8 protein-coding genes are annotated in these 21184 nt (G+C 44.1%); 3 read left to right on the top strand and 5 right to left on the bottom strand.

Annotated features, from left to right (window positions below; all coding sequences use genetic code 11):
- Positions 1–1330 (bottom strand): glycoside hydrolase family 2 protein (locus tag FVR03_RS20380; protein ID WP_369410471.1); only part of this gene is annotated, 1330 nt, incomplete at its 3' end.
- A gap of 350 nt (positions 1331–1680) precedes the next feature.
- Positions 1681–6192, bottom strand: coding sequence for a rhamnogalacturonan lyase family protein (locus tag FVR03_RS20375; RefSeq protein ID WP_147923622.1), 4512 nt, complete (start codon positions 6190–6192; stop codon positions 1681–1683).
- Between the two features lie 42 nt (positions 6193–6234).
- Here FVR03_RS20375 and FVR03_RS24785 point away from each other — a divergent pair, with 42 nt between their 5' ends.
- Positions 6235–6552 carry a hypothetical protein gene (locus tag FVR03_RS24785; protein ID WP_222707286.1) on the top strand — a complete coding sequence of 106 codons (318 nt, stop codon included), beginning with the start codon at positions 6235–6237 and terminating at the stop codon, positions 6550–6552.
- A gap of 925 nt (positions 6553–7477) precedes the next feature.
- On the opposite strand, the gene FVR03_RS20365 is transcribed toward FVR03_RS24785, so the two are convergent.
- From FVR03_RS20365 to FVR03_RS20360, 3 genes are all read right to left on the bottom strand, one after another.
- Positions 7478–8875 (bottom strand): T9SS type A sorting domain-containing protein, encoded by a 1398-nt coding sequence (locus FVR03_RS20365; protein WP_222707285.1) that lies wholly within the window; start codon positions 8873–8875, stop codon positions 7478–7480.
- Between the two features lie 1667 nt (positions 8876–10542).
- Entirely contained in the window at positions 10543–10719 is a 177-nt protein-coding gene (locus FVR03_RS24550) for a hypothetical protein (protein ID WP_187270240.1), read from the bottom strand.
- A gap of 290 nt (positions 10720–11009) precedes the next feature.
- Positions 11010–12680: a right-handed parallel beta-helix repeat-containing protein gene (locus FVR03_RS20360; RefSeq protein WP_187270239.1), complete on the bottom strand. Its 1671-nt coding sequence runs from the start codon at positions 12678–12680 to the stop codon at positions 11010–11012.
- Positions 12681–14266: 1586 nt separating this feature from the next.
- On the opposite strand from FVR03_RS20360, the gene FVR03_RS20355 reads away from it, so the two are divergent.
- Both FVR03_RS20355 and FVR03_RS20350 read left to right on the top strand, forming a co-directional pair.
- A complete protein-coding gene (locus FVR03_RS20355) occupies positions 14267–17977 on the top strand; it encodes a hybrid sensor histidine kinase/response regulator transcription factor (RefSeq protein WP_187270238.1) in 3711 nt (1236 codons plus the stop codon).
- Positions 17978–18684: 707 nt separating this feature from the next.
- A complete protein-coding gene (locus FVR03_RS20350) occupies positions 18685–21108 on the top strand; it encodes a T9SS type A sorting domain-containing protein (protein WP_147923619.1) in 2424 nt (807 codons plus the stop codon).
- The last annotated feature ends 76 nt before the right edge of the window (positions 21109–21184 follow it).

Genomic DNA, 21184 nt, shown 5'->3' with positions numbered 1-21184 from the left:
TGATGTCATCGTTGCCACTTTCGTAGAACAGTATGCTGGGGTTATTCTTGTTGTAGATAATGGCATCGCGCATGAGTTGGGTGCGTTGGGTCCAGCGGGTACCTGTTACGTCTTTTTCGGCGTCACCTGCCGGCATGGCTTGTATCAGCCCTACCCTGTCGCAGCTTTCCACGTCTTGTTTCCAGGGGGTGATGTGCATCCATCGAACCAAATTGGCATTGCTTTTCACCATTAGGCCGTTGCTGTAGTCGCTGAGCCAGGCAGGTACCGACATGCCCACGGCAGGCCATTCGTTGCTCGTACGCTGAGCATAACCTTTCATCATGAGCACCCGGTCGTTGAGGTAAACCATTCCGTTTTTGAATGCAGTCTTGCGGAAGCCCGTACGGGTTTTCACTTCGTCTACGGGCTTGCCGTCTACTTTGAGGGTGGTGTACACGTTGTAAAGGTAGCCATAGCCCCAGCTCCAGAAGTTGAGGTCCGTTACGCGGGCGTTGGCCTGCACCGTTTTAGTCTCACCTGGTGCAATGGTGACAGGTGCTCCGCTGAAAGTCTTTACTTTTTTGCCTCTCATGTCTTCCACTACTACTTCATATTGCAAGGTTCTGGCGGCGGCATGTTCGTTTTTCACTTCAGAAGCAGCATGAATGGTGGCTGCTTTGCCAGGAATGTCAAAATCCTGCGCGTACACATACACGCCGCTAGTGCCCAGGTTGGAGAAAAGCGGTAGTGTCTGGTAAAGCTTGTCAGTGATATGGAGGAACACATTTTTAGGGATGCCGCCGTAGTTGGCATTGAAGTTCTGGTCGCTCCACTGGTATTTGGTGTTGGTGGCTTTTTCGCGGTAGCCCCAGTCGCTGTCGGTGCGCACGGCCACTACGTTTAGGGCGGGGGCAGGCTTAATGTGCGCTGTAACATCAAATCCAACCGCCATGGCGCCGTTTTCGTGGCGGCCGATGTGCTGGCCGTTCACATAAAACTCGCCGCCCTGGCGCACACCCTCGAATTCCAGGAATACTTTTTTACCTTCTGAACCTTTAGGCAGTTTAAACTCTTTGCGGTACCAAGCCACGCCGGTGGTCAGGTTGTGAATATCTATTTTAAAGGCTTCGTCTTCGTTCCAGGCCCAGGGCAGCGTTACCTTCTTCCAGGTGGCATCGTTGAAGTTGACAGCTTCGGCACCGGCCGGATCGCCAACAATTACTTTCCAGTCGGGATTGAAGTTGAATGTTGCCCTTTGCCCTGAATTGTCCTTCGCAGGCGGTCCGGCAAAAACTACAAAGTTCAGGAGTAGGAAAGGTAAGAGAAGAAGTCTTGCTAAAACAAACATTTGTACTTAATTTAATTTGTATAGATTCTTTATAGATACACACTTTGTTAGACTATCATGCTACGGCAGGTATATATCAGAAATACAAAGTACCTGATAACATAGTGTAAAATGCAGGAAAATAATTCCTAATACCCGTTATAAACGTTCCATTGTCCATAGAACAAGGATATTCAGCAACCGCATTGCCCTGGAGCAGCAGGTGTGGTGGCTGGCGCGGTTGTAGAAAGCATTGTCTATCATAAGTTCACAACTTGTATTGTGGTATAATTAAAGTAAAACAGGTCTCCTTCAGTAAAAGAGACCTGTTTGGTGAGGTATTGAAAGTTACAATTGATTCTCAGTAAAGATTATTCTTTTATAATTTTCTCTGTTGCGGTGGCTTTGCCGTTCGTGACCTGCACAAAATATATACCAGTCGGCAGGCCTTTCAGCGAGATAATATTGGCATTGCCCTTCAGTTTTCCGGAAATAAGCACTGCACCTAAGGAGTTGTAAACTTTAACAGTGGCACCCTGGGCACTTGCTGCTAAAGAGATGTTCAGGTTTTCCGTAACCGGGTTCGGATAAAATTCTATTCCTGTTGCATGTGTATCTGCACCAAGAGAGGTAACTAGCCCCACAGAAAGTGTTCCCGTTTCAGGCGTAAAGTTCCAAATCAATCCGGGTCCTGGAACCTGTGGTTCTATAGCAGAGAAATTGCCGTTATAGCTATTGGCCTGGAACAACTGGTAGCTATCGCCCGCAGCAAAATCGGCACCACCTATTTTTTGGATACGGAGTGTACCGTTAAATGTAACAGGGCCTACCACTCTCAGCATATCAAAAGCGGCCAAACCTTTATTTATTTCCATTTCAGCGATGGCGCCGCTGGCAAAATTTACGCTGGTGCTGTCGGTAAAGGTGCCGATGCCGTTTGAACCGGGCTGGAGTATACCGCCCGACTGCACGGTAATAGATCCTGTTACGGAACCTGTCCCGCCTAAGGTAGCACCGCTGGCAACCGTAACCGTACCAGAACCAAGCCCGCGGATGCCAGCCCGGTTATTTACCAATATCCTTCCGGCATCTACGTTTGTTGTGCCGGTGTATCGGTTGTTACCTGTCAGGGTAAGGGTGCCTGTCCCTACTTTAGTAAGCGAAGTCCTGATAATATTTCCGGCAAAGCTGCCATCCGTATTCTTTGCACCTATCACCCAGTTCGCTGTTCTGTTATCCGAGGAAAGTGCTGTACCCGCTACCCCTGAAAATTCTCCGATGGCAATAGACGTACTCGCACCGGCGATGGGCCCCAGCCAGCCGCTGCTCAGGTGGATGGCGGCATTGCCATACCCGTTCACGTTGGCGATACGGAAATCGCTGTTGGATACAACTATTCTACCTGTAAACTCTGACCAGTCTCCTTTGAAGTCGGTTCGTACGTACGGGATGAACACGTTCAGCGTGCCCGCTCCTTTGAGCTTACCCAACAAAGTGCTTCTGCCATCAGTAATTAAGGTGGCGGTTTTACCTTCCGGCACTGTCAGATTCCATGCGGCCTGGGCATAATTCCGGACATCTTCCATGGCTAACGTGGCATTCTCCAGCGTAATTTCATTGCTGGTGCCTAGTCCGCCGACATTACCATCCCTTGTGCGCAGGTTCACTCTACCTGATTTTATCACTACCGGGCCGGTAAAGCTTTTTGGACCCACCATTGAAATAGACCCTTCACCTTCTTTCACCAGTGAACCGTTTCCAACAATGTCAGCATTAAAAATGGTGTAGTTTGCTGCGTCCGGTACCGTAATGGTGCTTGTACCGGTAATCGTGATGGCCCTGTCGGTGGTGCTTCTTTCGTTGATAATAAAATTGGCATTATTGATTTGAATGTTTTCGGCCTCCGGTCCGGCGGCACCAATCGATGATGGTTCGTTTTGTAACCCAAGCTTTGCTACCGTCAGGGTACCACTGTTTACAATGGTTTTTCCGGTGTAAGTGTTGGCGGTGGAGAGCAGGCTCAGATTATTGGTGTTGTTTTTAACAAGGTCGGTTGTGCCGCCAATGCTGCCTGTACCCTGCACCGTATAATCGGCTTCCGAATCGAAGGTTACAGAAGCAGGGTATAACACTTCGTTGAGAACAACCGACTTCCGGACAGCAGTTGCGTCAAAGGTTAAGGCGTCGCCGGATACAAAGGCTGTTGGTGTCTCTCCTATTTTAAAATTTTCGTTGTCGAAGTCCCAGGAGTTATTCACAACCCCGCTCCATACTATAGTTGCAGCAGCTCGGGCAATGTTTATTCTAACTTTTACCTCGTTGTTTTCGATCAGCAGTTGCGTGGAAACACCTGTGACACCTTCCAGCACAAAATTGCCGGTTGAAGCCGAAAGGGTACCGTTGGAACGGATAAGAGTGTAAGTACCAGGAGCATATTCATTGTTTGGGAAATTGAGAATTAATCTGTTTTCCCCACTTACTGTCAGGTTTCCTGTAACTACAAGAGAGTCATTCACTTTATCCGAGCCGGGCACCACATCAAATTCGAAGTTACTGCCATCTACCGCCAGGTCGCCGCCAATGATGAGGGTACCCAAGGTTTCGGCTGTGTTACCAAAGCCCGGGCTGATGCGTCCGCCGTCTGTGCTCACAGCTTTATCCAGCACGAGTCCGCCGGCTAGGGTTCCCTTACCGCCTACGGCGCCAAGGCCCTTCACGGTAACTTTACTTTGCAGGGAACCATTAATATTGAAAATGCCCTCGCTTACAATGGTAGCTCCGGTGTAGTCGTGATTTCCTGCAAGGGTAAAACTTCCTAACTTCGCTTTCCAGAGGTCCATTGTACCGGTAAGTTTGCCACCGCCAGCTATGGCGTAATCTTTGTTCTCAGGGTTTATCACCCATACTTTTCCGGGAGTCACCGTGGTGTTGAGCTCTATGCCTTCGGTATTGGTGCCCCTAATGTCGAACATAATTGTGTCTCCGTCTGCAAAGGCTTTCGCTTCGTTTCCATCAGACCAGTTCGTTGTAGCTTTATCCCAGACAGCCGTGTTGCCATCCCAATATATATCTGTATGCTGAATAGGCGGCAAAGGTGGCTGCTGCATGTCGTACCCAATAAAGTAATCGGTATTGTGCGACTGAAAATAGCCTCTTACAGCCATGTCGTTGCGGTATCCGGGGTTATGGGGCAAGGTATAAATACGGTGGTCGGTAAAGTACGGGGTAGTAAAAACCACCAGGTAAGTGCCATCAGTCGATTCATAAATAGCCTCTTCGCGCCAGTCTCCGATGATATCAGCATAAAAAGCAGGCGTAGTCCTCCCATTCTGCGTTATGTTAGCACCGGTGGTAGTAGAGCCGGGTGTATAGAGCCTGGTCTCACTATTAGTTAAGTAGTTCCACTTTACAATTTTACCATTGTCCAGCAGTTCACTTCCTAAGTCTCCATCCCAGTACATTCTCAAGTTCGGGAAGGAACTAAATGTGCCATTGGAAGTAACTGCCCCAGAAACATTGTGAAGTCCCTCCACGAATGTATAGAGTTCATGTCCTGGGTAGCGTGGGTCAAAATCTCCTGTCATGCCCCTGCCTATATCATGGTTATTCGGATTGCTCTGGCTTAATAATGTTTTACCGGTCTTCGCATCGCTGTAATACCACATGATACCCAGTGAGCTGTACCCTTGCTGTACCCCGTACATCTCCAGCCCCGGACGTGAAGGGTCCATATCAGCAATGAAAAAGCGGTCGCCGTGGTCGATGGCATGGTCCCTGAGGTTGTACAATAGCGTACCATCATCATCCAAAGCGAAGGCCTGTGGGACAATCTCATCTTTGCCATCGCCATCGATATCAAAAATCTTAATCTGGTGGGCCGAAGCAAGATTGTTGCCTGCTAGATCGAATTGCCAATTGTACATCAGGGTACTGCCGTTCCAGTTCCAGGTGTTCACGATTTCATTAAAACTTAGGTCGCTGTTCCGGTTGGCTCCCATCAGCACAACACTCGGATTGATACCGTCCAGATAAGCAATGCCCATGTGCCCGTTCATAGGCCCCACGCTCAGGTACGGGTTATCAATGAGCGTGCGGGATATTTCGCTTCCAGTTAAGCCGTCAACAATCGATATAAACTGTTTGCTGTTATTGGCATCAGACACCACAGAGCCATCGGCAAACTTAACACCGTTGGACGTTCTCAGGATAAGCTCTGATCTCCCGTTCCTGGTAATGTCATAAACCGTCATATTGTCGCCATGGCCGGCATTTAGCGCACTGGAGCCGGGCGAGATATTATTCCTGTTATGGCTGTTGGGCCCCATATCTACTGTCCACAGATAAGTGCCATCACTTTTATAAGCTTCTACCAGGTCAGGCACGTCCCAGTTACTGCCGGGCTTTGGGTTTTTATGGATAATATAGTCGTATTCGCCGTCACCGTCCAAATCGCCAACCCACACATAGCGAACATGGTAGCCGGGCACGTTCCTGATCGGCACCCTGTAAAAAGGCTGGGTATGCGTATTGGCCTGAAGGGTGTAGCTCCCTGATCCTGTTTCTTTTTCAACTCCTGCTACAACTGGTTTAACAATGTACGTGTTAGCCGCTGAAGCTGACGCAGACAAATCTTCGAAGTTGGTACCGGCAAGAAGTTCCTGGCTGTTGAGCTTAACAGGATCACCGCCATTGGCAGAGCGGTAAATGTTAAAACCAATATTCTGGGGCTCTGTTCCGAGCAAACGCCAGGTAATCAGATTCTTTGTACTTGATGTCCTGATAGCTACTACCCCTCGCCCTAGTTTTTCCATTTTGCGCTGGGCAAAGGCTTGGGTGCAGAGCACTACTATAAATAATGTTAATAAAGTAAATCTTATTCTCATGAATCTATCTTTAAAATATAAAATGAAAAAAAATTCTAGGTTGTGTCGACAATTAAAGTAAAAGAGTCATGGCTGCCGCTACATGTACAAAAGCTAAGTAAGCAGCAGCGGTTTTATCATATCGAGAGCGATGCGCCTGTCATGTTTGATTCTGTTGAAGAAGCTTCCAATCCTGTTTCTGTCCTTGTAGAGGTTCTCATCCATGAGACGGGGTTGCTTGGCATTTGCTCTGGAAGGAATCACTACTTCAGCGCCACGTTCAGTGATGAATCGAGCAAAGGCTTTCGCTGTCATAGCTTTTGTCAACCACTACTGCTCCAAGGTTTGTCTGCTGCCAGTAAATCCTCTGCTGGCTTATGATCGGACTTATGGCCAGTGGAGAGTATAAACCTGCTGAAGCCACCAGGGCTGCGGCCTAAAAACTTCTGCCTCTGCTGTTGTTTTTTTGCCCTGCTGCATGCTGGTGCGCTCTGATGGCAGTGGAATCGAACATGAGCCAGTCCAGATTCGGTTCCTGTAGCTGCTCAAAACCCGCTGCCACACCTCTTTATTGGCCCAGCGGCGGAAGTGTTGGTAGACGCTTTCCAGGGTCCAAAGCGTTCAGGAAGGTCATGCCAGGGGGCTCCGCTGCGGGCGACCAAAGTAAAGCATTAATAAACTAGTAGTTATCTTTGGCTATACGACCAACATCGGTGGATTTGTCAGGCAGCATGTCGCTGATACGACTCCAGGCCTGGTCACTGATTTCGTAGCGTCGCATAAAGTTTTTTATTTATAAACAATTACCGTCATAAATCATACAGTAATTGTCAATACAACTTTAGCGATTATTTAAAGTTTCCTGTGCTATTGATGCAAGCCAGTGCCTGCAGCCTGGCATTGTACAATCTTTCTTCTTTGTCTTTCCAACAGGTGCCCCTTTTAACATATGATTCCGCACATGCTGCCTAATGCCCGTTAGGTAAAACAAATATAGTCATCCGCCTACCAACTGCTCCCATACTCTTATTCCATAAACACAGGACATGTGTGCCACATCTAACGAAAGAAACGTATTGCATCTGGCTTAAAAACAATTTCTTTATGAAGTTCAGCAATCTATGGGAATTAAGTAGTAAACACTCGCTAGGCAATGCTTGATTAAAAAGATTCGACTTGTACTTTTCATTACATAGAGTCGATTTTACAGGTCATTCGGATTGAAGAACAGAAAAAGAGGATAGGAAAAGCACATCCCATATCCTCTTTTTTCATTGCTGTATGTTTTACAGAATACTATTGTCAGCTATTGCTTCAGGAGCTTCAGCGTCCGGTTTCCGACTTCCGTCTGAAGCTGAACAAAGTATAAGCCAGCTCTTAAGGCTGTTCCAAACTCACTTTCGCCCATCCCCTGGCCACGCTCCATTACCTGGCCTGAATTGTTGTAAACTGTGTAGCTGAACTTACCGGCTGCTGTAAAGCGGAAAGAACTGGCAGATGGGTTAGGATATACCTGCACATCTGCTTTTTTATCTAGTTCTTTGGCAGCGCTGGTTGTAGTACCCAATTTATATTGCAGTACCACTGGTTTGCCATGAAGGGCTACATCGGAGAAAGCTACATAGATATTGCCTTGGGGTCCTTTTGTCATTTCCGTGTAATCTGCAACTCCCTGTGATAGAGTATCTCCCCACGGTGCCGCTACATTCTGCCAATCATTTGTAGTGCTGTTAAAGCTTTTCATGATAGCTCTTGATCTTCCGCCTGTTTCGTAAGCCACCAGCGGAGTACCATCATTGGTTACAGCCACATTAGCATTAGCCACGTTATTTCCTGAAAAATTCGCAGGACCAACTAGTTCCCATCCATTAGCAAGGGGACCAGTACCTGTAAATCTCCAAAGAGTTAGGTTGTCTCTGTTAATAGCCTGACTTTCGCGGTACAAAAGATAAGGAATGTTATCATGAGAAGTACCTGTAGCTCCATTAGCGCCAGTGGTGATGTTACCTGTACCACCCGGCCTCGTCCAAACTTCTCCTTCACCACTATAAATCCTTACAGATGATCTGGAGAAGTCCTTACCGGCCCAATGCAACCTTCCGTCGTTACTGAAGAAAATAGTATGTTGCTCCGGAGGGGTGTTAGAATTCTGCCAATTGAATAAGCCTATAGATACCCAGTCGCCAGTTGCAGCATCGAACTTTCTGTAATTTACAGGTTTAGTATCATGTGATGTTTGCCTGTGAGCAATAAAGGGTATTCCTTCAGGATTCGTAGCAATAACCGGCCAATCTATAGTAGCACCCTCAGCCTGCAATGTTGCCTGGTTACCTACTGTCTCCCAGGCAGTACCGTTAAACTTCATCACCACGCCCTTGCTTAAATTCGCTGCGGTCATGTCTCTGTAATACAGGTACGGTGTACCTTCTGCTGCAATGGCAATGCTTGTAGCAGCTGCAGCACCCGCCGAGATTCCTGCCGCTCCGACAGCCTCCCACCCACCTGCGGCATTATAGCGCATCACAGATACCTTATTATCATTAGCCGTGTTCACAAAGGCTATATAGGGAACCTCCTGCGGAGAAACGGCCATGCTTATGTGTAGAACGGAGTCAGCTATAATTCCAATGGGCTTGGGAGTAGCATCTGTCGACTGAGATCCAAGTATCTGCCATTGCTGTGCCTGACTGATGCTGCTGAACATGCAGCAGAGTAAAAATGCGCAGCATAATTTAGTAATTAATTTAGTCATAATTTTTTAAGGTTTTAGTTAAGCGAATTAAAATTAATTTTATTGATACAGTATTGAAGGTGAATAGCTTCTAATCAGCTTTTCGGAGCTTGCTCATTTAATTAGAAACTAACTATCATTAGTTTAACAAAAATATAGGCGAGGAGCCTCTGTGAGCCTAGACATATGTTCCAGAAACACAGAACGCTTGTGCCACATTAACATCAAAAACTACTTTTGTTGAAAAAGAGGTGCTTTTATGATACCATTATAAAATTAAATGGTCAGGGAAACTAGCAGAACAGCTCTTCCCGTTTCTACTAGCAAAGCAGAATAAAGAATACACCCTTAGAAAGAAAAGCCTCAGAAATTCAGACATCGACTGATTTTAGATATTATTTATAAAAATTAGAAATATATTAATTTTAATTATTTAAGGCAGTAGCAGGCATGGAGAGTGGTGCAGAAAGGAGAATCCGTTAAAATGTATGTTGTCAGGGAAAAAAATAGGTGCAGGATTATGGGATTTTGAAAGTGTTTAGGGTAAAAAGTAGTAAACAAAACCTCGCATGAGCTGCATGCATTACGAGTGTCTTTTCAAATTCAGCAGCTATGGAGACAGCAGCAGAATGAAATTCACTCAAAATAGGACAGTTATTTTTTGCTGCTGACTTATAAGCGCCTTTGTAAACTTTATTTTTGCGCTGCAAATGCTTCTGCAAGAACTTTCGTTCACCTTTCTTTCTTCAAGGAGTAGCCATATATCAGGAATGGCGTTAATTTCTTGTAAGGAATGATGGCCCAATCGAGCTCTATGCAGCCACCCGCTGCATAGAGCTCGAAGGTGATGCCTTTGCTGGTCAGGCTCCAGACTGGAAAGGCCCAACTCTCCGGTTAGTTGATGATGCAGCTATCTATTTTCATATTATCCGGGTAGAGTTACTGCAATAGCTGAAATACCTTGGAAGCAAATGTGCTTTTCCGGTACTTAAAAATCTTGAACAGGTCATCGGAGGCCAGTTTCTGATTTGCTTAGCCGAAACAGAGGACATGCTCCACCTTCACCTGCTGACCGCTCTTCATATCTAATCAATTGCCTGCACCGTCTCTAGCGCCTGCAAGGTGCTTGTCGCGCTGATCCTAAGCTGAGGATTTCCGGGATATGGTAGTGTATACATGTTTCGAATTCTGAACCGGAACATTTCAGGGATGTGGTAACAGTACTTCAGGAGCAGCGAAAAGCGCAAGGCTTCAAGTTTATATTTTCCTAAGTACATGCAACTAAAACATGTCGGTTGAACCCTTGACAAAATTTGGAGGCAAAACCTTTTAGAGGCTGTTTTCATTCGAATAATTTAGTAGATGGCCTTGAAACCGTTTGTTTTAGCTGTCAAAACTTACTTGATTGTACTTAGTACAGGCGAAATACTTGACTCCTGCTCCAGGTACCAAGCTCCTAGGATAATTATGCCGGTGTTTCAGTTCTTTCTATAATAAGTTTAAAATCTTAATGCCGGTAATTCTCATAGTGGTTTAGGTCATCTGCGAAAGGCCAATGATTGTAGGCTGAGACATTGGCTTTCCTTTCAGTAGGCCTTCGTACAAGATTCCAGTTTTACATCTATTGATCTTCAGGCGCCTCAGTTGCCGTCTGCCGTTTCGGTAATTCTTAAAGCAACGACTGGTGCTGCCACTAATTCCTCCGGTACAAAATGCCAGCCTTTATCATACTGTTTTCCTACCAACTGCCGATACTTTTTCGCATCCAGAAAGAAGTAATTGATGTAACGGGTCGGAAACCCATCATCACGCAACACTTTTATGGCAATAGTCCTTTCACCGATGGCCCCTTTCAGAGATTAAATTTTTCCACATGGATTAATGGTTCTCCAGCAGCCTTTAAAGAAAGAAGAAAAGTGCCGCGAGCAGCGTAAAAACATATTCCATCAAGAGTGTTTCTGTATCATATAAGCCATTAAAGTCACTTCTTTGCTATTTTGGTATGCTATAACCAGTTTTAACAAACAGCAGCTGCTGTCTGTTATCGGCAGCTGACGGCGCGGCCAGGGCCCAAGCCTCTCTCCACTCTGTCAGCGGCATAAATTACCTATTGCCGTTTCAGAAATTTGCTCCGACTGAATACTACGTTCGTGCCGGAATAACTTGCTTCCAGGAAATAAATTCCATCGGGCAGTCGGCTTACGTCTGCTGCTAAGGCATTGGTTGCCGCTATCTCTGTTGAACTAACTTTTCTGCCTTGCAGATCGAAGATGCTGATCGTAACCGGTTTAGAGGCCCGATCCGGGAAATGGATGTTGAGCACCTTATTAGCAGGCACTGGGTAAAGGTAAGCTGCGGATGCCCGGACTGTGGCAGGTTTTACGCTCAGTACCAACTGCGATTCCCGGTATCCCAGGTCAGGGCTGCTGCCTGTAAAAGGCAAACCTACATCGATACCGGCGCCAACCAGTTTGCTCCCCGGGGCTGGTACCATAAAGGTAACGTCCGGCAGGTCGCCATTTGGCTTGCGGGGCAGTGTCAGCTGTGACTGGTCCAGGCTGATAAAATCGGCAGCAGTGGGTGTACCAATACCCGGATTCATGAACGTATTGTGGCTAAGGATATTTACCCCCTCCCGCTCATCAATTTCAGTAATCAGGTGGTGCTCCCGATCTGACCGGGTCAAATAACTGACATTATTTTTCATCACATGGTCGTAGCCCGGAATACTCGCCGTATAATTGGGGCTTCGGTTGAGCATGTTGAAGTTTGGCCAGTTAAAATAAGCCGTGTTGTTATACCAGTCGTTACCGCCCAGGTGGTGGTTAGCATAAAACCCGGACGATTTATTATTATAGGCCAGACTGTTGCGGACAGTATGGCGCGGAATTACAGCCGGAACCGACGGACTGGAGGAAGTACCGAAGCCACCCATTTTAAAACCTGTACCGTTGGCCAGATTCTCGAATTCAATGGAATAGCCATTATAAAATGACCAACAGTCTTCTACGGTAATGGCAGTGTGAGAACTGATGATATCGAAGCCGTCGTCGCTGTTGAACCAGGCACGGCAGCCACGGAATACGTTACCGGTATATTCTACCCGGTTGGGATGTGCCCCGAATCCGTCTACGTTGCCGCCTTTTTTATCGGCCGAAACAGTATCCCAGTTATTATAGGCATCACAGTTAAGCACCAGGTTGTTTGCCCCCCGGGTCAGGTAAAAGCCAATGGCCATGCCATCACGCATGACCAACTGTTCATAAATGTTATTGCTCCCATTCGTTACGACGTTGGCATTATTGGAAAAACAGACAGACTGGGTATTGATGTTCTGGTCGATGGTTACCTGCACGCCTACTACCTCCAGCCCTTTAAAGTGCATCCACGAGCCGGTAACTTCGAAGGCGTGGATGCGATGGTCGGCGGGTTTAACGTTTGAGAAATCGAATATAGGTTTCTCGCCAGGAAAGGCCCAGTAGTTGATACGTTTGCCGGAGGTTCCGCTTTTTGTTAGTTTAGATACATAAGCATACCTCGGATTACCGGTTGTCTTTTCAAAAATCTGCGATTCCTGCATCATGTAGGTGCCTCCCCTGATGTAAACTGTGTCGCCGGCAGCAACGTCTGTGTGAGCCCGTTGTATGGTTAAGAACGGTGCATCGACTGTACCGGCATGGCTGTCATTTCCGGCAGGCGCTACATAATACACTTTGCTGTGGACTATCAGGGTGCATGTACAGAAGAGTACAGTCAGGAAAAGTGAAAGTTTACTCATACGCGGATTTTAATTGTTGAAGAAATTGGTTTATATAGGTTTGTAAAAGATATTTTCCTTACTCTTGAACTAAAGCGAAGTCCGAAACACATTCTTTAACCCTATTTTATGGAGCTCCAAAAATTTTCACTAAATTTTAAATGTGGCTCTATTTGCTCTAAATACAGTTTATGCTGTGAGAGGAAATTAGAACTTAAGCAAAAATCAATAAAGCTATATTCTACCCAACTATTCGATAATAATACAATTGTAAAGCTTTTCGTAGTTTTCAAATCATCAGCTTTTATTTATAGCCAACATTAAATTCCGAAAAGTTGTGACGTCCTGTATATTATAATCTCTACACAAAAGTTGAAGTTAGATTTAACTACTTGTTTTTAACTTACAAGTGATAGTAAAGGTAGGTATGTTTAACGCTTTGGCTTAAGGACTAATGTTCCAAAAAACAACTACTATTATTCCAATTATATAAAATAGTAGTAATAGATCGTATTTTTATGTACATCTCACAACGTCAGGATCAATTATGCCATGATTTTATGAAACACCTGCTGTTTTAGTGTATCCGCCCGAACAAGTACATCTTTCCAGCAGAATGAGGAATCTCTTTAAATTGCCATAATTTTAATTAAAGAATAAGTTTAAATCGTTACCCGCTAAAGAACCTTCCGGATCAGGATTGGTAGCTAAATGCTTCAGCAGTTGCTTAATAGAACCTATTATAATGTAGAGGTATACAGATACTTATTTTAACTACCGTAAGTTTTTTAGTATTAATGAACTCTCTATGTAATTATTTTATATTTTTGATTATTGCCAGAACAAATGGAAGTCTGTTATAAAATACAGAAATATTAGTTTTACTCTTTTTCCTGATAAATTGAACCGCTGAACTTTGTTAAACTTTACATTGTAAGCTTAAACAGCTATTTTACATTATCGTAGCGTATCAATTTTAGAAAAAGAGAGTACGCCGGAGGATACAGGAGCAATCTAGGTAATAGGAATCTCTTAAAACTACAGCAGGTTAGGCACAGTATAATATTTAATTAAAATATAACTATTTTGGCACCTAATTTTACAGATCTTTAACTTTAAAGATCCTTTTTTTATTAATCATTAAGAATAGTATATAAAAATTACTGGTTCTAAAGGATCTGATGGGCAAACCTGTCATGGCAATTAAAATTGGTGAGGAATCTTGTTATGTACAACCAGGCAGCCTGTTTTCAGGAGCAGCAGCTATGGTGACAGCTACTAAAAATTCGGGCTGAAATTAATTATTTTTGCTCTGGATTTAACAATAAGGAACCTGTGCTGCGGGATCATGCTGCTTCCCCACCAAATATATTAGAATCAGAAAAATTAAACATAACACTTATTCATTTAATCCAATATGGATTTTTTACTTCAACTCAACAAATTGATCGTAAATGAATTAAAGCATATTCCAACTACTTCATATGAATAAACTTTTTTACTCTTTTATAAAAAGTCGACCTTTTTCAGCATCCATTAAATCCAAATTTCATTTTAGTGAAAGAGGCTGGAAGAACAGGAACTTTCTTTTTTTATTTTTATTTGTGTTGTGCCTGAATTCAGCTATCGGACAATCGCTTAACCTGAAGTTTGACCATATCACATCTGAGAATGGCTTGGTTCAGAATACCATTCATGGCATTGTGAAAGATAAGTATGGCTATATATGGTTTGGCACATGGGGCGGGTTATGCCGCTACGACGGCTATAAGTTCAGAATTTACAAATATGATCCTAAAAATATCAAAAGCATCAGCGATAACCGTATTCACAACTTGGCTAAAGACGCGAACGAGGATATTTGGGTAGAGACTTTTGACGACAGAACGTTTTGCCGATATAACTACCTCACAGATGATTTTGAACGGGTTCTCATAGAAGCTGTATCGCCTGAAATCCAGGAATTGGTTTACCGCCGGCACAATAGCGTAAGCATTTCCCATCCAAATAATAAGTACACCTTAACCCTGAAAAGTCAATCAAACTCTCTGGTCGAAACTCATTTCAAGACGAAACAGGATAAAATCTATACTTATAATGTCGCTAACCGCTGGACATTAAGCGATTCTTATGTCACGAGCCTCTATAAGGACGACCACAATATACTCTGGGTTGGAACCTTCAGTAACGGGGTAAATAAAGCTAACCTTAATTCCCAGTTGTTTGACTATTACTTTCATGATCCCAAAAACCCTAAATCGATCATCGACAATAATATCCGGGCTATTTGCGAAGATAATGCAGGTAACCTTTGGATTGGAACACGAGATAAAGGTATCACCATTATTGACAAAGCTAACAATTACAGGCACCTGGCTTTCAAAGAGGGCGATAGTAATTCGATAAACAGTAATCAGGTACGAAGGATCTTCTGTGACTCACGCGGGTACATCTGGATAGGGACCAGGAAAGGACTGGACCGATACAATCCGGCAGATGGCAAAATAAGGCATTTTGAAGAGCTGGGTCTTAAGAACACTATGGTATTTGGTTTTACAGAAGACAAGGCAGGAGATGTATGGATAGCCAGTTGGAACGGCGTTTATCGCTATAATGCACAGAAGGACAACTTCAATCATTATAATCTTGGGGATGAAGCACGAACACAGCATGTACGTGTTATCATGGAAGACAAAGAAGGTCAACTATGGGCAGGAACAGAAGGCGGGGGCATTTTTATTCTGAAGCCAACCCAGGGCAACGACGAGGTGAAGATTGTCCGCCAGATAAAGTATGAGAATGATGCTAAAAATACAATTATTGACAATCGTATCAATTCTATTTATGAAGACAAATCAGGGCTTATTTGGGTAGGAACCGGTAATGGGCTGCATACTTATAACCCAAAGACAAAGGCTGTAGAGCTTTTTACCGGTGCTTCTGGTCTGGCGGAGGCTACTGTTGCCGGTATTATTGAGGATGATGCCGGTTACATCTGGATAAGCCATAAAAAGGGCATCTCGCGGTTAAACAGCAAAACACTTGCCGTACACAATTATACACTCCAGGACGGACTGCAAAGCAACGAGTTTTCGGATGGCGCTATTGTAAAGAGCAGGTTCAGCAACAAGCTTTATCTAGGTGGAAACAACGGCTACAATTCCTTTATTCCAGATAGCATCGCCCCTGAGCCGACATTGCCAAAGGTTGTATTCACCGAGCTGCAGATACTCAATCAGGCTGTGGCTATTAACCAGGAAGTAAACGGAAGAGTTGTACTAGACAGACCTTTATACCTGACGAACGAACTTACATTAAACCACCAGGACAGAAGCATTGCTATAGAATTTGCGGCACTGCATTATGCCAACCCAGATGGGAATAAATACGCCTATATGCTGGAGGGGTTTGATAAAGAATGGATTTATACGGATGCTTCCAGGAGGTTAGCCACGTATTCGAATCTGGCGCCCGGCAAGTATGTTTTTAAAGTGAAAGCATCGAACAGCGATGGCATCTGGAATGAAGTTCCGACAACACTTAACATCGGTGTCATGCCGCCTTTCTGGGCCAGCATCTGGGCTTACATCCTATACGGCCTGTTCATTTTGCTTGCCTTGTACCTGTTCTATTATTTCTCTGCCCGGTTTACAAAACTGAAGAGCAAGCTCGCCTATGAATCACTCATCCGCGAAAAAGAGCACGATTTAAATCAGAATAAATTACAGTTCTTCACTAATATCTCTCACGAGATTAAAACGCCTCTGAGCCTGATACTGGCTCCTGTTGAGCGGCTGCTGAGTGTTGGTAAAAACAATGAACTGCTATATGGCCAGCTGCAAACCATGAAAGCTAACGGCGACAGGCTCATGCGATTAGTCAATCAACTGCTCGATTTCAGAAGATTGGAAACAGGAAACTCGGAGTTAGTGCTTCGGCAACACGACCTAATCGCTTTCCTCCACTCTATCATTGAATCCTTCAGGACATATGCTGCACAGAAAAATATTTCTTTGGAGTTTAGCCCTCAGACTCAGACTATTTTCATGCGCTTTGATGAAGACAAACTCGAAAAAGTAATCAGCAACCTGTTATCAAACGCTTTTAAATTCACGCCATCCGGTGGAACCATCGCGCTAGAGGTTAGCCAGGATTTGCCAAATGATAATGCTGTGATCAAAGTGATGGATAACGGGAAAGGAATTCCCGATGAGGAGAAAGAATTAATATTCAAACCATTTCAGCAAGGCATCACTAACAAGGCGGGAGGCACCGGACTGGGCCTGACCTATAGCAAAGCACTGGTTGAATTGCACGGCGGCAATATTTCTGTTGATTGCTCTAAACAAAGCGACGGGCAGAATTTAACTGTGTTCACGGTGACACTGCCCACTAAACCCACTGCGACCATTACATCCGAAACGGCCAACTCTCCAGCTACTCAGGCTGCTGAAATTGCTGAACACCATCCCATGCAACATGCTGCCTTAGAGGAAACTCAACCAGAACGGGAGCAGCTTTTGGTTAACGGAAAAACTCCTTCGCTACTGATAGTGGAGGATAACGATGAGCTAAGAAGGTACCTGTGCGATTACTTTGAAAGCATGTACACCGTTATCGAAGCCGGGAACGGAAAAGAGGGACTCGAGATGGCGTCGAAGGTATTGCCAGACATTATCATCAGTGATGTGATGATGCCCGAAATGAACGGGCTTGAATTTTGCAAAAGGTTAAAGACTGACCTGAAGACAAGTCACATTCCTTTTATTATGTTAACAGCTAAGGCCCCTATCGAAAACCAGATCGAGGGGATCGAAACCGGTGCGGATGATTATATTGTAAAACCTTTCAACTTAGCCTACCTTCAAACGAAAGTAAAAAACCTGCTGCTTTCGAAGGAAAGGCTACGAGAAAAGTACAAAACGGAAATTACGCTGGAACCATCTATCGTAACCCCGGTTTCGCCAGATGAAAAGCTGCTGCAAAAGCTGCTGCAGTACGTGGAAGACCGCATTGCCGATTCTGAACTGAACATCGAAGACATTTGCTCCGAAATTGGCTTGAGCCGCACGCACCTGTACCGCAAAGTAAAAGCACTGACAGGGTTCAGCATGGCGGAACTAATTAAAGAACTTCGCTTAAAACGAGCTATGCAATTACTAAAAGACCATAAGTTCAACGTGAACGAGGTTGCCTATATGGTCGGCTTCAACGATGCTGATTACTTCAGGAAGTGCTTTAAAACGAAGTTTAATATGCCGCCTTCAGAATATTATAAGTCTGTGGAAATAAGAGAAAAGCCTGTTTATGAACCCTGAAACTTATAGTATAAGGCTGTAAAGCGATTTTTTAGTAGTACATCAGGATTCTTCTCTGCCTTATTCCGGATAAGGCCGTAGAGCCTGTCGAAGCTCTTGCGCATGTCTACGACAGCGGCGTAGAGGTAACAGCGGAGCTCAGGCTCAGCATGGCTAGAGGCGCAGCAGTTGGCTGATGAGTGGCAGGTTTGCCTCCTGCAGCTTTATCCTCACACCGTTGGGGTAAACCAGCTCCAGTTCAGGACTGGTTGGGGAGGAGTGGTAGTATCAATCTTTACAGATCAGGCAGCGGTCTCCCGCTCTTTCCATACTTTCCGGACCCAGTAGCCAAAGCCGGAAAGATTTATTCCGGCAGATTCACAGAAGGCTTTCTAACTTTGGCCGCTTTGTTCATAAACTGCCACCATTCGTAGCATCTCTTCTTGTTGTTATCCATTTTTTATTTTTCAACAAAAGTAGAAACTGCTTCAACAGAGGGAAAGATATAGTTCGTCGGGCGGATGCATATGTATACAATTAAACTTAATATTCATTTACCTAGTTTTAATTAAACCTTTTACCGAATTATATAGTATAAAAACTTTTAATCTTCAACTACTATTAGTAATTCACATTAATAACCTCTCCAATCCCATCCCTGTCTTTAAGTAGGCACTCACCCAAGCCTATAGTTTAATAAAAAGAATTGTTTACTAAACTAGATAGCTATGAAAAAACGTTTACACTTTATCCTGCAGCATAGTATTAACAGCTGTATTTCCTGCAATGTTCTTCTATATTTCAAAACCCATTTGCAGTTAAACCTGCTCCTTTTACTTTTCTTTACTTCCTCATCAGTTCTTGGTCAGTACCAGCAAACCTGGACCAAAACTTATCCAAATGTTCTTGCCCCTTATCATCTACAAATAGATCATCATCAAAATATGATTGTTGTAGGGAGTACTACTGCAACAAAAATCGATACTGAAGGTCGTGAACTTTGGCAAGTCAACTTTAGTGGTACTACTTATAAAAGCGTGTTGGATGAAAGCGGCAATATCTATATTCTGACGCGCACACCAGACGTGAATGACAGGCTCCTGAAACTTTCTCCTGAGGGGGAAGAGCTATTGAATTATACCATAATAGATGGATTTAAGCCAGCCGATTTAATAGTTAATAACCGAGAGGAAATTTTTTTAACGGGCTTTTTACAGGAAAAGGCATTAACTATAAAGTTAAACAAAGAAGGAAATTTAGTCTGGAGCAGAAGTTATGAATCGAACTGCGCTGACCTTGCCATGAACACAGCTAGTATATTAGATACTGATGGAAATCTAATTGTTACAGGTAAGGATTTGTACCAAGGTAGCAGTATAGATGGTTGTACTATATATCTTGTAAAGTACGCAAGTGAAGATGGCAGTATCTTATTAGAGAAAGAATATGAGTTGAGAGAAACCTATGCCTTTTTGGACCATCCGTCCAAATTGCTTGTAAATTCAACTGGTATTTACATTATCGGAACAAGGGAATCCTGTTGTCATGGCCATCCAACTATGTTTATATTAAAGACAGATGGAGCAGGAAACTACCTATGGCGTCGTGGCTCATCTGCTCCGGCCGAACATAAGCTTAAAGATGCTGCTTTTGATAAAGAAGGGAATATTATACTACTAGCGGAAGCCTTCATGAACATTCCCCAAAAGACCACCATATTTACTGCTATGTTCAATAGTAACGGTGAGCAGGTATGGGGGGATAATTATGAACCAGCATCTAGTTATGGCTATAGTGTAGGATCACTTGTGATCTTAGAAAATGGCTTACCAGCTGTTTCTGCTGCTGCTTATAGTGATCGTGGCTTGACTTTTATTACCGTACTTATCTATGATAAAAACGGAACTCGAACCATGACTCTTAGTACACCTCCGTCTTATGAACCTCAATATTCTCATTGGACAAATCTGGTAAAAGATGAAAAGGATAACCTTTATCTTGGTGGAGCTTTTGCTGCAGATAATTATTATAGTCAGGGGCAGCTAAACCTTATTAAATACGCTCTTACGCCCTCCTGTCCTACTCAATTAGTTGATGTAAGGCTTTACCTGCCACCAAAGCCCAGCAGAGTGGGCTGGCAAGTTAGAACAACAGCAGATTTTGGCAGTTACACTGATTTACAGAACAAAGGTATAAAATGGACTTGGGGCGATGGAAGCGACAGTTCTGTGTCTTATACCCTCCCTGACTCTCCCCGGATTACAGGCGAGCACACTTACCAGCAAGCCGGTATATATACTGTTGGTCTCAACTTTTCTGAAAGCTGCCTTGATGCAACTTCTGATGAATACCAGCAGCAGATTGTTATTTATGACCCAACCGCCGGTTTTGTAGCAGGTGTAGGTGAAATATCAAACTGGGCCACTAGATTAAGACATATGGAACCTGGTGCTAAAACAGCTGTTGCATTTGCTTTAACCTACCCTACCAAAACAGCAGAAAAACCGGTAGGTGCACTGGCTCTGTACTTAAACAACAAAGACTGGTTCTTTAGTCAAAGCCTGGATTGGCTGGTTATAAACAAGAACAGGGCAGCATGGCAAGGTTGGGGAAACATTAATGGTAATGGTCATTATAAGTTTGTAGCTACTGTAGAGGATAGTGGCGGCCTAGGAATGAATGATCTTTCAGATAAAATGCGCATACGGATCTGGAGTTCTGGCGGAACACTTGTGTACGACAACCTTATGACAGGAACGAATAAGCTTCACCTAGAACAAGAACTGCCCGGTATTAGCAGAGGTCAACTATTCATAAATACTACTCCTTCTCCTGTTATAGCTCTACAAATACAGGAGATGATGAAAGAAGCCAGCACCATGCCCGAAAACGTAGCGGAGCTGCAGGTTTATCCAAATCCTTTCTCGTCTGTTGCAACTATTTCCTATACCCCGAACAGCCAAGGCAGTTACCAGTTAATGCTTTATGACTCTAAAGGTACCCTCGTAAGAGAAATAGCAAAAGGAGAAGCGCATGCCGGGGAGCTTATTCCAATGGAGGTTGATGCTGGCTCCCTTTCTCAGGGTATATATTACATTAAACTTATAACACCTGATGCTGTTAAGACTACTAGACTAATGCTCAGACGCTAAAATCAATATTAACGCGAGTTTTGACTTGAAAAATTAGACAAGTACAATTTGTGTATTTTCCCCCTTTGCTGCTTTG

The organism is Pontibacter qinzhouensis (assembly GCF_008017455.1).
GTDB classification, from domain to species: Bacteria; Bacteroidota; Bacteroidia; order Cytophagales; family Hymenobacteraceae; genus Pontibacter; species Pontibacter qinzhouensis.
Note: the sequence above shows the minus strand (reverse complement) of the source record. Positions and strands in the feature narration are given on the sequence as shown.